Annotated in this window: 12 protein-coding genes, 1 tRNA gene and 1 pseudogene; 9 read left to right on the top strand and 5 right to left on the bottom strand. The window is 57.9% G+C overall.

What is annotated here, in order from left to right; translation table 11 throughout:
- Nucleotides 1–9: 9 nt before the first annotated feature.
- The 3 genes and pseudogenes from yidD to rpmH form a co-directional block, all read right to left on the bottom strand.
- A complete protein-coding gene (gene yidD, locus ACR0J2_RS10635; RefSeq protein ID WP_480812536.1) occupies nt 10–255 on the bottom strand; it encodes a membrane protein insertion efficiency factor YidD in 246 nt (81 codons plus the stop codon).
- Nucleotides 252–678: pseudogene (rnpA, locus tag ACR0J2_RS10640) on the bottom strand (ribonuclease P protein component). Before rnpA ends, yidD begins: the two are co-directional and overlap by 4 nt.
- A 26-nt stretch (nt 679–704) precedes the next feature.
- Complete coding sequence (gene rpmH / locus ACR0J2_RS10645; protein WP_005980833.1) at nt 705–839, bottom strand: 50S ribosomal protein L34; 135 nt, start codon at nt 837–839, stop codon at nt 705–707.
- Between the two features lie 269 nt (nt 840–1,108).
- Between rpmH and ACR0J2_RS10650 the strand changes: the two genes are divergently transcribed.
- The 9 genes from ACR0J2_RS10650 (at nt 1,109) to ACR0J2_RS10690 (ending at nt 10,684) form a co-directional block, all read left to right on the top strand.
- Nucleotides 1,109–1,867 carry a TVP38/TMEM64 family protein gene (locus ACR0J2_RS10650; RefSeq protein WP_321251097.1) on the top strand — a complete coding sequence of 253 codons (759 nt, stop codon included), beginning with the start codon at nt 1,109–1,111 and terminating at the stop codon, nt 1,865–1,867.
- A 3-nt stretch (nt 1,868–1,870) separates the two neighbouring features.
- Entirely contained in the window at nt 1,871–3,289 is a 1,419-nt protein-coding gene (locus ACR0J2_RS10655; protein ID WP_480812537.1) for a dihydrolipoyl dehydrogenase family protein, read from the top strand.
- Nucleotides 3,290–3,304: 15 nt separating this feature from the next.
- On the top strand, nt 3,305–4,690 hold the full coding sequence (locus ACR0J2_RS10660) for an ATP-binding protein (protein WP_170613802.1): 1,386 nt from the start codon (nt 3,305–3,307) through the stop codon (nt 4,688–4,690).
- A 64-nt stretch (nt 4,691–4,754) separates the two neighbouring features.
- Nucleotides 4,755–4,831: transfer RNA gene (locus ACR0J2_RS10665), tRNA-Arg, on the top strand.
- A gap of 384 nt (nt 4,832–5,215) precedes the next feature.
- Nucleotides 5,216–5,698: a phage integrase central domain-containing protein gene (locus ACR0J2_RS10670; protein ID WP_480812538.1), complete on the top strand. Its 483-nt coding sequence runs from the start codon at nt 5,216–5,218 to the stop codon at nt 5,696–5,698.
- A gap of 301 nt (nt 5,699–5,999) precedes the next feature.
- Nucleotides 6,000–6,950, top strand: a complete 951-nt coding sequence (locus ACR0J2_RS10675; RefSeq protein WP_170613702.1) for an ABC transporter substrate-binding protein — start codon at nt 6,000–6,002, stop codon at nt 6,948–6,950.
- A gap of 79 nt (nt 6,951–7,029) precedes the next feature.
- Entirely contained in the window at nt 7,030–8,067 is a 1,038-nt protein-coding gene (locus ACR0J2_RS10680) for a quaternary amine ABC transporter ATP-binding protein (RefSeq protein ID WP_170678494.1), read from the top strand.
- Nucleotides 8,060–9,649 (top strand): ABC transporter permease, encoded by a 1,590-nt coding sequence (locus ACR0J2_RS10685; RefSeq protein WP_480812539.1) that lies wholly within the window; start codon nt 8,060–8,062, stop codon nt 9,647–9,649. Before ACR0J2_RS10680 ends, ACR0J2_RS10685 begins: the two co-directional genes overlap by 8 nt.
- 54 nt (nt 9,650–9,703) lie before the next feature.
- On the top strand, nt 9,704–10,684 hold the full coding sequence (locus ACR0J2_RS10690; RefSeq protein ID WP_480812540.1) for an arginase family protein: 981 nt from the start codon (nt 9,704–9,706) through the stop codon (nt 10,682–10,684).
- Here ACR0J2_RS10690 and ACR0J2_RS10695 read toward each other — a convergent pair.
- Together ACR0J2_RS10695 and ACR0J2_RS10700 are read right to left on the bottom strand one after the other, a co-directional pair.
- Nucleotides 10,681–11,652 carry an agmatinase gene (locus ACR0J2_RS10695; RefSeq protein ID WP_480812541.1) on the bottom strand — a complete coding sequence of 324 codons (972 nt, stop codon included), beginning with the start codon at nt 11,650–11,652 and terminating at the stop codon, nt 10,681–10,683. The genes ACR0J2_RS10690 and ACR0J2_RS10695 overlap by 4 nt on opposite strands.
- Nucleotides 11,653–11,725: 73 nt before the next feature.
- Nucleotides 11,726–13,246 carry a trimethylamine methyltransferase family protein gene (locus ACR0J2_RS10700; protein WP_480812542.1) on the bottom strand — a complete coding sequence of 507 codons (1,521 nt, stop codon included), beginning with the start codon at nt 13,244–13,246 and terminating at the stop codon, nt 11,726–11,728.
- Nucleotides 13,247–13,351: the final 105 nt, after the last annotated feature.

The following is a 13,351-nucleotide window of genomic DNA, read 5'->3' on the forward strand; positions in this document are numbered from 1 at the left end:
CGGGGGTCATTAAGTTCTGCTCTGCTCGTCAGGGCTTTCCGGCACGGGGTCGTAGCCGTCACCGCCCCAAGGGTGGCATCGGCCGATCCGTCGGGCGGCCAGCCACGCGCCCTTGATCGCACCGTGTTTTTCCAATGCTTCAAGCGCATAGGCCGAACACGTGGGCTGATAGCGGCAGTTGAACCCGACCCAGGGGCTGAAAACCAGCCGATAAGCCCTGACAGGCAGGGCAAGGACATGAGAGAACAGGGTCATTTCCGCGCACCGTGGATTTTGCGCAGCGCATAACGGAGGTCATCCAGAAGGGCGTCAAACGGGCGCGCGGCGGTCACTTCGGCGCGACCGACCAGTACATAGTCCCACCCATCAAGCCCACTGACGGGCAGCACAGCGCGGGCGGCCTCGCGCAAACGCCGCTTGGCGCGATTGCGGGCAACGGCATTGCCGACCTTCTTTGAACAGGTAAACCCGACGCGAATTCCGGTCGCCTCGTGAGGCGCGCGTTTGCGGCCCTGCACCATCATCGAGGATGTGCCCTGTCTGCGCGCGCGGGCGGCTTTCAGAAAATCGGATCGTTTCGTGAGAACGGTCAGAGTTTCAGGCGCGCAAACGGACGCCGCCGGGGGCGTTTCCCCGGGCTGGTTCTTACCATCCACGAGGGGCCTCCGGCGGCGTCATGTTCATAACCTGACAGGTCGAGCGGTTTACGCGCTCAGCGACTTGCGGCCACGAGCGCGGCGCGCGTTCAGGATCTTGCGGCCGGCCTTGGTGGCCATGCGCGCGCGGAAACCGTGGCGGCGTTTGCGAACCAGGTTCGAAGGCTGATAGGTGCGTTTCATCGCTCCGTCTCCAATCTATGCGGTCGGGTGCGGCGCGGATTCGCCTGCCCGTGGTGTTCGAAGCCCGTCCTCTACTGGGTAGCGGGGGGTAAGTCAAACCCCAAGGTGGGGGTTTTAGCGGCTTTTGCAACAATTCTGTAACCCAGCCCGTGAAAAGGTTTCAAAAAGACGGGTCAGCGGCGCCAAACCCTCACATTCCCGGACAAAAACATCAAGGCAGCGTGAGGCCCCTGTTGCCGAGGCGCCATGCGGCGCATGTTGTTTGCAGAATGAAACACACGAAACCGGACAGCCACATGAGTGATGCAACTCAGGCCCCGCGCAGAGGGCTTGCGCGACATATGCCGTTGCTGGTGATTCTTACCGTTGCAGCGGTGGGGTTTTTCACGCTGGGCGACTATCTGACGTTCGAAACTCTGCGCGACAACCGCGAGGCGCTTTTGGCGTGGCGTGATGCCAATTACTGGGCAATGGCCGGTGCTTTCGTGACGATTTATATCGTCATCGTGGCATTTTCGTTGCCGGGTGCGGCGGTGGCCTCGATGACCGGCGGGTTCCTGTTCGGACTGATCGCCGGAACCGTCTTCAACGTATTTGCGGCCACGGTCGGTGCATCGGTGATCTTTCTGGCCGCGCGCTGGGGGTTGGGCGAAGCCCTGACGGCTCGCCTCGAATCTTCGGAGGGCAGCATCAAAAAGCTCAAGGACAGTTTGCGCGAGAATGAAATTCCGGTGCTGTTTCTGCTGCGCCTTGTACCCGTCGTGCCGTTTTTCGTGGCCAACCTTGTGCCCGCTCTGGTGGGCGTGAAATTCCGCAATTTTCTGATCACCACGGCGCTGGGCATTATCCCCGGAGGGATTGTGTACACCTGGATCGGCGTGGGGCTGGGCGGTGTGTTCGACCGGGGCGAGACGCCTGACGTTTCGCTGCTGTGGGAACCCTTTGTCATAGGTCCCATCATCGGCTTGTGTGTGCTGGCCGCTTTGCCGATTGTCATCAAATCCGTTCGAGGCCGAAAGGACGCCTGATTCATGCAAGATCTGAAAGCCGATATCCTGGTGATCGGAGCCGGGTCAGGGGGGTTGTCCGTGGCCGCAGGGGCCAGCCAGATGGGGGCAAACGTCATCCTGCTGGAAGGCCACAAGATGGGCGGCGATTGCCTGAACTTCGGATGTGTTCCGTCTAAAGCCCTGATCGCCAGCGCCAACGCAGCCCATGCGCAGGCCCATGCCTCGGCGCTGGGCGTGGCGGACGTGGTTCCGCAGGTGGATTATGCGGCGGTCAAGGACCACGTGCGGGACGTAATCGCCCAGATCGAACCGATGGACAGCCAGGAGCGGTTCGAGGGTTTTGGCGTCAAAGTTATCCGAGAATATGGCAGCTTTGTTTCTCCGACCCATGTGCAGGCGGGTGGTCACCTGATCACTGCGCGGCGTGTGGTGATCGCGACGGGTTCGTCCCCTTTGGTGCCGCCGATCCCCGGGTTGGATCAGGTGCCGTATTTCACCAACGAGACCATCTTTGACCTGCGCGACAAGCCCGATCACCTTCTGATCATCGGCGGCGGGCCCATCGGCATGGAAATGGCGCAGGCCCATATTCGGCTGGGATGCAAAGTCACTGTGATCGAAGGGATGACAGCACTGGGCAAGGATGACCCCGAAGCGGCCGCGGTTGTTTTGGAGACTTTGCGCGCGGAAGGCGTGGTGATTCACGAAATGGCATTGGTCGCGCAGATCAGGGGCAACGCTGGTACGATTGAGGTAGTGACCGAGAATGGTGACGTCTTCTCGGGCTCGCATCTGTTGCTGGCGGCGGGGCGCAAGGCAAACACAGACCGCCTGAACCTTGAAGCCGCTGGGATCGAGCCGACCCCTGCCGGGATTAAGGTTGACGAGGCGTTGCGGACCACCAATCGCAAGGTCTATGCCATCGGTGACGTCGCTGGTGGGCTGCATTTCACCCATGTGGCCGGGTATCACGCCGGGATTGTCATCCGCTCGGCGCTGTTCGGCCTGCCGTCCAAGGCCAAGACGGCGCATATCCCGTGGGCCACCTATACTGATCCGGAACTGGCGCAGGTGGGCCTGACCGAAGCGCAGGCGCATGCACACCATGGCGACAAGGTCGAGGTCGCCCGTTTTGACTATCATCACAATGACAGGGCGATTTCCCAGCGGAAAACGAAAGGCTTCATTAAGGTCATGGTCGTAAAAGGCCGGCCTGTGGGTGTTACAATCGTGGGTCATCAGGCGGGCGAACTGATCAACTTGTGGTCGCTGGCCCTGGCCAATAATCTGAAGATGGGTCAGGTCGCCGCGATGGTGTCCCCCTATCCGACGATCGGAGAGCTTAACAAACGCGCGGCGGGCGCTTATTTCTCGCCAAGGCTGTTTGAGAATCAGACAGTTAAACGAGTGGTCAGGTTCGTCCAGCGCTGGATCCCCTGACCGGGAAAGGAGCGCATATTGAACTCGCTGTCGGGCCGATTTCTGATCCTGACGACGGTCTTCGTGATGTTGGCCGAGGTGCTGATCTTTGTGCCATCGATTGCGCGGTTCCGCGAAGATTTCCTGCTGAACCGGCTTGAACGGGCGCAGATCGCCTCGCTGGCGTTGCTGGCTGATGACATGCTGGCCGAAGATCTGGAGGCCGAACTTCTGGCCAATGCGGGCGTCTACAATGTGGTGTTGCGGCGTGACGAGGTGCGTCAGCTGATGCTGTCCTCACCGATCCCGGAGCCGATCACCAAGACGTACGATCTGCGCGACGCGAGCCCTTGGGTTCTGATCCGGGACGCGATGGCCCGGCTGTTCACTCCGGAAAACGAAGTCATCCGAGTGATAGGCGAGCCGGTCAAGGGTGCCGGGCTGCTGATCGAAGTGACGATCGACAGCGCGCCGCTGCGCATGGCGATGACGGACTACGGCCTGCGAATTCTGGGGCTATCCTTCGTGATTTCCATCATCACCGCCTTTTTCCTGTTTCTTGCGGTGCGTGTCGTTCTGGTGCGTCCGATCAAAAGCGTGGTCGGATACATGCAGCGTTATGCCAGCGCACCTGAGGATGCGCGCGGCATCATCTCGCCGGATTCCCGGGTGACGGAACTTAGGGAAGCCGAGGAGGCCCTGCAAATGTTGCAGAAGGAGCTGACGCAGGCCCTGAAACAGCGTGAACGCTTGGCTCAGTTGGGTGGGGCCGTGGCCAAGGTCAGTCACGATTTGCGCAACATCCTGACCTCGGCACAATTGTTCACGGACCGCATCGAAGCCAGTGACGATCCGGTGGTTCGGCGTCTGGCCCCCAAGCTGGTGAATTCGATCACCCGTGCGGTGTCCTTATGTGAAAGCACGCTGGCATTTGGCCGCGCCGAGGAACCGGCACCCACATTGACCATGGTCCGGTTGCGCGATGTCGGTGAAGATGTTGTGGCCAGTGAAAGGCTGGCGGTTGCCGATTCTTGCGTGGAAATTGTCAACAACCTGCCGCAGGACCTGATCGCCCGCGCCGACCCCGAGCAGATGTTCCGGGTCATGATGAATCTTGTTCGCAACGCGCGTCAGGCGCTTGTCGCCTCGGGCAAGCCCGGGAAGATCACGATAGAAGGCCGTGAAGACGACGACAGCTGGTGCGTTGAAATCCGCGACAACGGTCCGGGCCTGCCCCCCAAGGCGCGGGAAAACCTGTTTACCCCGTTTCAGGGCGGCGTCCGCAAAGGAGGTTCGGGCTTGGGCCTCGCGATATCGCAGGAACTGGTGCGCGGACATGGCGGGGATCTGGTGCTGAAGCACACAGGTCCTGACGGAACCACCTTTGAAATAAGCCTGCCACGCGGCGACCGGACTTTTTGAAAGTTTTTTTGAGAATCGACTTGCACGTCCCCGGACCTGGGTCTAAATACCGCCTCACCAACGCGGACCGATAGCTCAGCTGGATAGAGTACTTGACTACGAATCAAGGGGTCGGGGGTTCGAATCCTCCTCGGTCCGCCACTTGGTGATTTCCCTGAATTTTGTTGAACAACACTAGGTCGCTAAAACCTTTGCGTTATATGATTGTAGCCGCGCTAGCGGGTTTCATTGAATTTTCGCCAATGACACCAGTATACTTTCATTAAGTGGTATTTTTTGTCGTAGTTTCATGTCGGCGCTCAGCGGAATACTGGCAAAGAAGCTGGTAGATAATCTTGGTCCGGGACGACACGGTGACGGTTCTGGCTTGAATCTTGTTGTAGATCCATCGGGCGCACGGTGTTGGATCGTACGTGTTACGGTCAAAGGGCATAGAACCGCACGGGCGCGCCGCTTCGAACGGAATTCGGTTTAGGCGGCGCGGATGTCGTCGCACTGAAACAGGCTCGAGAACGAGCCATCGAATTGCGGCGAAGAGCGAAAGCGCGGTGGATCCCGCGCTTCAACGCCAAGCGCGAAATTCTAACTTTTGAAGAACTCAGCCGGCAGGTTCACATTGACCGCCTGCCAACATGGAAGAATGCCAAGCATCGCCATCAATGGCTCAACACTTTGCGCGATTATTCGTTCCCCAAGATCGGCCGTATGCCCGCAGATAGCATCGATCAGCCCGAAGTGCTGATGTGCCTGTCGCCCATCTGGACCGAGAAACACGAAACCGCAAAGCGACTGTCGTTGCGGATAAGGACGTTACTCGACGTGGCGAAGTCCAACGGCTTTCGCTCGGGCGAGAACTCGGTGACCGCAATCCGCGAAGGTAAGATGCTGCCCAACGTCAAAGCCAAGGTCCAGCACCATGACGCGATGCGTGGCGAGAGGTGCCCGCGTTCTAAACCGAGTTGCAGACCCGCTCTGCTGTGGCTGCCAAGGCGCTCATATTTGCCTTAAAACAGCGTTCGATGTGTTCTGTGTGACATACAAAAGCCGGCTTCGGGTTACTCGTGACATTACTTGCGAATCCTAAATAGTCGAAACTATTTTGCGATAATTTCCAATACGGGAAGTAGAATAACGTATCTCTTGATGGGCAGCGCGCTCGCGTGCTTCAATTTTGTGGCTATGTCAGCCTCAAGTTTCGCTGGCCAAAAAGGACCGGAAGGCACGACCTTCCCGAAAAAATTCCAAGCGCACCACCGTCCGAAAGGGTGAGAAAAACAAGCGCGGAAGTTTCCCAACATGGAGATACCAGATGAAAAGAATTGCAACGCTACTAGGAAGTGCTTCGGTCGCGATTGCCGGCCCGGCTATGGCCGCAGATATCGTGATCGGTGTGCCGAACTGGGCCTCGGTGAATGCCACGGCACATATTCTTGAGGTGGTGATCGAAGAAAACCTTGGTCTGGACGTGGAACTGCAAAACGGCACGAATCCGATTGTCTTCGAAGCCATGGACAGCGGCTCGATGCACGTCCACCCAGAAGTGTGGATGCCCAACCAGCAAAACCTGCATGACACATATGTCAAAGAAAATGGCACGGTTGTCATGAACCAAAACCCGGTTCAGGCCGAGCAGGGCATGTGTGTCCCGACCTACATCGCTGAACAGCATGACATCAAGTCAATTGACGACCTGAGTGACCCGGACAAGATGGCGATCTTCGATACAGACGGGAATGGTACGCCTGAGGTCTGGATCGGTGCTCCGGGCTGGGCTTCGACCGTTGTCGAGAAGATTCGGGCCAAATCTTATGGCTATGATCAGATATTCGACCTGACGGAATACGAGGAAACCATCGCCTATGCCAACCTGGCAAACGCGACCAAGGCGGGCGATCCGTGGATCGGGTTCTGCTACAGCCCCCACTATATCTTCGTGACCCAAGACCTGACGGTTCTTGAAGAGCCGGCTCATGACCCTGCCACCTGGACAATTGTTCAGCCAACCGATGACCCGGATTGGCTGTCGAAATCCGAAGCGTCCACGGCCTGGAACGGCGCAACTCTTCACCTGCACTACGCGAAAGAGCTGGAAGAGAGTTATCCTGAAGTGGCCGCTCTGTTCAGCAACTATCAGATGTCAGGAGATGATCTGAGCGCGATGGGCAAGGCTCTGGCTGTAGACAACGTCGAAGCCGCGGATTTTGCCAAGCAGTGGGTGGCAGAGAACGAAGATACCGTGATCGGCTGGCTAACCAACTAAACTACGACCTTGCAGGCCGTCGCGGAAAATCGCGGCGGCCTTTTTTCTGTTGGGCAGGGCTATGCCCTGTGGGGGATAAATGGACGAACCTGTCGTAAAACTGGAAAACGTTTGGAAGATCTTCGGCGCACGTGCTGAAGAGGCAATGCAAGCTGTCCGAGACGAAGGAATCGGCAAGCCGGAAGTTTTGGAACGGTTCAACTGCGTTGTCGGTGTTCAGGGTGCCACATTCGAAGTGCCGCGTGGCGAAATTTTCTGCATCATGGGGTTGTCCGGTTCGGGCAAGTCCACGTTGGTACGACACGTGAACAGATTGATCGAGCCGACGGCCGGCCGGATCGAAATCCTGGGTCACGATGTATCGAAACTATCGGAATCCGAATTGCGCCGCATTCGCGCCCAGCAAATCGGCATGGTCTTTCAACATATGGCGCTTATGCCTCATCGTTCCGTCCGCGATAACGTGGCTTACCCCCTGGAGATCAGAAAGGTCCCGAAATCCAAACGTTGGGCTGTATCGGATCACGCTTTGAGCCTGGTAAACCTAACGGGTTATGAGGACCGCCTGCCCAAGGAACTTTCCGGCGGTATGCAGCAACGTGTGGGGATCGCGCGGGCGCTGGCGTCGGACCCTGAAATCCTGTTGATGGATGAACCCTTTTCCGCCCTTGACCCTCTGATCCGCCTGCAGTTGCAGGACCAGTTCAAGGCGCTTGTGGCGCAGCTAAAAAAGACCACGCTGTTCATCACTCATGATCTGGATGAAGCCATTCGCATAGGTCACCGAATTGCGATCATGAAAGATGGGGTGATCGTACAGATCGGCACGCCGGAGGATATCGTCATGAACCCATCAGACGATTACGTGCGCGAATTTGTTCAGGGCATCTCCAAGCTCAAACTGGTCAAAGCGCATTCAATCATGGAACCAATGGACAGCTATTCAGGGCCACTCGACGGTGCGCCTAGGGCGGACGAAGGCGCGGATCTGGACCAACTGATCGATCTGGCCGTGAATTCCGAATTGCCGGTCGTCATTACGGATGCGGGCAGTGACGTGGGTGTCGTGACCAAGCCACGCCTGTTGCGTGGTATTCAGGGGGGCAAAAATGACTGACGCAACTTCTGAGCTTAAAGTAACGGCCGCTTCTGACATCGAGGTTGATCGCGAGGCTCTTGATATTTCAATCAAGAAGTTCGCTGGTCCGAACGGAGCCTACTACGTCAGCGCCTTTCACAAAATCCACGATGCCACCAGTGCAATTCCCAACACGTTCAACACGTGGGCGGCGGTGCTGGGGCCGTTCTGGTCCGCGTCACGGGCCATTTGGGGCATGTTCTGGACGTTTCTGATCCTCGAGATCATCGCTTGGGTCCAAATTGGCAGAGGTGCGTGGGGCAATCCGGGTGCGGATTTTGCAGAGCGTGCCGCACGCCAGCAAGAGCGCGCAGCCGAACTGCTGGCCCGAGCGGCGGACGCAACTGAAAAGGCGGATATCGACCGGTTCACCAAGCTGGCTGAGAACATTCAGAAAGCGGCTGATACCAGCTTGGAAAGGGCCGCTGCTGCCCAGTCCGAGGCCACGGGTATTCTTATCACCGGGTTGCTGATGTTGCTGGTTTTCAAGGTGGTTCAGGGTTTGTATGCCGACCGTGTCTACGAAAAACAGTATTCAAACTGGCGTATCGATCCGGGCAGCACGGAAAGCGGACGCTCGACCCGAAACACGGTTTTGGGCGCAATCCTTGTCGCCGCCATTGGTCCCTTGATCGTTTACAAGTTCACCGTAAACGCGTCGCTTCCTTTGCTGGATGCTTTCCCCGAGCAGCAGGTATCCGCGATGATATTGGGAGAGGGCAACGGCACGTTGTTCTCAAACCTGGCTGGCTGGATGGAAGAAAAGATAGACGCGGCCGCTGCAGCAGGGGGCGACGTCTTCGACGGGATAGTAGCCGGTGTGCGTTCTGTTCTTGATGCGTTGACAGTGGCACTTATCGGCTCACCTTGGCCAGTTGTCATGCTGGTCATCTGTGTGACCGCATGGCGCGCGGCGGGACCAAGGGTTGCCATCTTCACCGCAGCTTCGTTGGCCTATATCGCTTTGCTGGGATATTGGGACGTAGCGATGGAAACCGTTGCTCTGGTGGGTGCGGCGGTGTTGCTCTGCGTTGTCTTCGGCATTCCGCTGGGTATCTGGTTTGGCAAGTCTAAGCGCGCTTATCGCGCGGCGGAACCGGTGCTGGACTTGATGCAAACGCTTCCGGCCTTCGTTTACCTTATCCCGATCATTGCCTTCTTTGGCACCGGCAACCCGCCGGGCATTCTGGCCACGATCATCTTCGGAATGCCGCCGGTTATTCGACTGACGGCACTGGGAATGCGGGGCGTTCCGGAGAGCATCAAGGAAGCTGCCGTCGCCTTTGGGGCCTCGAAATGGCAGTTGCTGAAAGACGTGGAAATCCCGCTTGCCTTGCCATCGATCATGACAGGTGTGAACCAGACAATTCTGATGTGTCTGTCCATGGTCGTAATCATCTCGCTGATAGGTGGTGGCGGCTTGGGCAAAGAAATCCTGGAGGCACTGCAATATGCCGCCAAGGGGCCGGGCCTGCTGGGCGGATTTGCAATTCTGTTCCTCGCCATGGTCATGGACAGGATCGTTCAAGGCGCATTCCGGCGAGAAGACGAGAAAATCTAACCATTTGCGCCCCCGGTTCTTTCCGGGGGCGTTTTTCATTGACCGGAGAAGACAATGGCGGATCGTTACGAACAGTCCATGATGGACAATCTGTATTGGTGGGGCGTGCCAACTCTGTTTCGTTGCCCCAATGTCGGGCCCGAGGGGCAGGACATTGCGTTGGCAGGCGTGCCGCACTCAACTGGAAACGGCACGACCGAGAGGGACCAGCATTTGGGCCCACGCGCCTTGCGGCACGTCTCGGCCGTTCAGCGCAGGGTGCATTCAGTTTTTGAGATCGACCCATGGAACAGTGCGCGGATTGCCGACGTGGGGGATGTGCCGTTCCCGAAGGCGAACGACAATGAGGATTGCATCGAACGGATCACCGAATTCTACAAGGACATCGACGCGGCCGGTGCACGCCCGGTTTCTGTCGGCGGAGATCACTCCATCACTGGTGGGATAGTACAGGCGTTGGGATGTGGAAAATTGGCCGGCGGAGAACCTGTCAGTTTCCTGCATCTGGACGCCCATACGGATGTTTTTACCAAGGTTGACCACTTCCTGGGGGCCAAGAAATCAGCGGCACATTGGGGGGCTTATCTGGCCGATCAGGGGCAGGTGGATCCGACCCGTTCGATGCAGATCGGCTTGCGGGGCCATCCACGCAGTCTGGACTGGCTGCAGCCTTCTTACGACTATGGCTACAACATCGTCACAATGCGCGAATTTCGTCAGCGTGGGCTGGAGGACGTTGTGGCCCAAACCAAAGAGGTGCTGGGCGACCGGCCGGTTTACATCACCTTCGATCTGGATTGCCTTGATCCAACCGTTGCGCCCGCCGTCTCTAATCTTGAGCCGGGTGAAAAGGGGTTTGACATCGATGAGGCGGTCGGAATCCTGAGAGCGGCGCGCGGGTTGAATATCGTTGGCGGTGATGTGGTTTGCATGATGCCCACAAAAGACAGCCCCAACAACATCACTGCCCTGACCGCCGCAGCAGTGATGTTCGAGATGATTTCGATGATTGCCGAAAATGTCGCCGCGGATTAACTGCGGCGCGCCTCGACAGCTTGGGCCAGAACACAAAGTAATTCGAACATCAGCGAAATACCCAGCCACGCTGTCCCACCCTCAGGATCGAAGGGTGGCGACACTTCGACAAGATCGGCACCGACAAGGTTCAGGCCAGCCATCTTGCGAATGACCTGCTGGGCCTGAAAACTGTTGGGCCCGCCAATTTCGGGTGTTCCGGTGCCGGGCGCATAGGTCGGGTCCACGAAGTCGATGTCATAGGTGCAGTAGGTCGGTTCCGTTCCGACAATGCTGCGCACTTCATTCATCACATCGTCGATGCCCCGATCGAACAGTTCTTCGATTCGGATGATACGGATGCCCTGCGCTTCACCCCATTCGATGTCTTCGGTGTTGTATGCCGTGCCGCGGATTCCGACCTGAACAAAGCGTTTGGGGTCCACCAGCCCTTCCTCAACAGCGCGGCGGAACGGGGTGCCATGCGTGAATTTGTGGCCGCCGAAATAGGTGTCGAACAAGTCCGTGTGACTGTCGAACTGGATGAGACCAACCGGGCCCGAGGCGGCCAGGGCACGCAGGACGGGCAGGGTGGTCAAGTGATCCCCTCCGGCAGTCAATGGCGTGATATTGCGTGCTTTCAGCTTAGAATAGTAACTCGTGACCCGTTCCAGCGTGTCGTCTATGTCGACCGGATTGGGGGCGACATCTCCTAGGTCCGCGCAATTCACCTGCGAGAACGGCGCGACGCCCGTGACCGGGTTCATCGCCCTGATCATCGTGGAGTAATCGCGCAGTTGCCGCGGGCCATGCCGTGCGCCCGGCCGATTGGTGGTACCGCCGTCCCAAGGGATGCCGACAAGGCCCAATTCGACGTCCGAGATGCGTTCGTGGTCCATATCCAGAATGGGCAGGCGCATGAATGACGGTATGCCCGCAAACCGGGCAAGCTCCATGGCTGATACCGGTTGAAAAAATGAATCGGCCATGGTTTCCCACCCTCTGCAAGTTACTTCAGTGACCCTAACGGTTCAGCTTCGGGCTGGGAATGCCCGTCAGTCTTCAGGTCAGGATTCGAAAACGTCGGCGAATTTCGGCGTCCTGCTCGGGGGTGAGATACTCGGGGTGATGCGAGGTCAAAACCTCTCTGGCGACTTGCCGGGCGGATGACCATGCGTCCATCGCACCTTCAGTTTCCCATGTGCGCGGCTCCCGGCGATCAGCGAGCTGTGGATAAAAGTAGTCTCTCTCCATCGCTTCATATGTATGTGCGCTGCCCAGAAAGTGCCCGTCACCCAAAACCGATTTGCAAATGGCGTCAAAGCCGAGATTCGCTTCGGTGACCTCGATCCCGCGCAAGACCCGATAGGTGTGAGAGTGCATTTCGTTGTCCAGCACAAAGGCCTCGAAACTTGCACCCAACAGGGACGCAGTCATGCCTGAACTTTCATAAATCAGGTTGCCGCCCGCCAAGGCGGCTGCAAGCGACGTGATGCCTTTTTCAGCCCCGTACTGGGCATCAATGGCCTTGGCATCTGCCATCGAAGCGGCCACGCCCGAAGGCAACCCCAGCCAGTTCGTGATCTGCGCCGAGGCGGCATTCAAGATCGCTGTCTCGCCGCTGCCGCCTGCAAATGAGCCAGTTCTGAGGTCTACGATGAAGGGCCAATTGGAAAAAACCATCGGAAAGCCGGGTTTGATCGTGTTGACCATCACGAGACTGGCAAGCGTTTCGGCCAGTGACTGCGCCAGAAATCCGGCCAGGGTCGCCGGAGCGGTTGCGCCCGCTTGCGCAGCCGTGATGCAGGACATTGGTATGTTATGGGCGATGCACTCATAAACGACGTCCACTGCGTCTTCGCCATATCGCATCGGTGAAATGACCGGGCTGATGTGCGCTTTCAGGAAAGGGCGTTTGGCGAACTCACCGACCCCTCCGGCGACGATGTCCAGCATCTCGACAATGGGGCGGACATGTTCGGCCAGCGTGAAAGAGGTGGCGACCGGTTTGGTCGTATTCCGCACCAAGGCGTAAACCGTATTGACGTCCAGATCAAACACGTCCGGGACATCCGTTGCCACGCAGCACCGGGTGAACCAACTGACATTGGCCAGTGTGTCCTGTAGTCGGGTGAAGTCATGCAGATCAACCAATGTAGAGGGACGATAAAGCCCACTGTCAATGTCGAGCGTCTGAACAGCCGCGCCGCCAGTGCCAAAATACACACGATCCCCGCCCACCTTGATGGACCGGCGTTCATCGCGGCCATGGAAAACGAAACTCTTGGCAGCGGAATTAATGACTTGCTGGACCATTGAACGTGGGAATACCAGCCGCCCCGGTTCCCGGTCCCGTGCCCCTGCGGCCCTTAGGTCGGCGGCAAGCCTATCCGGTACATTGCCCATGCCCAGCTCTTCCAGGAGCCGCAGGGCGGTATCAAATACCTGTTCTATTTCCGAGTGATTTAAAGGCTTGTACGCACCACCTGTCTGACCGGGTGGACAGGGATCGAATGCGGGCTTGGCTGCACGCTGTGCGTGCCGCGCTTTCCGACCGCTGCGTTTGGAGCCCTCCGATGACATGTATCCCAATCCCTTTGCATCTTCGTTGCACCGTAAGGCGCAAAACACACGGGCATCAAAGGAGAATTGCCGTTTTCAGAATCCAAAATTGCGGTTTCGATTTTA

Source organism: Ruegeria sp. CG4, assembly GCF_056537185.1.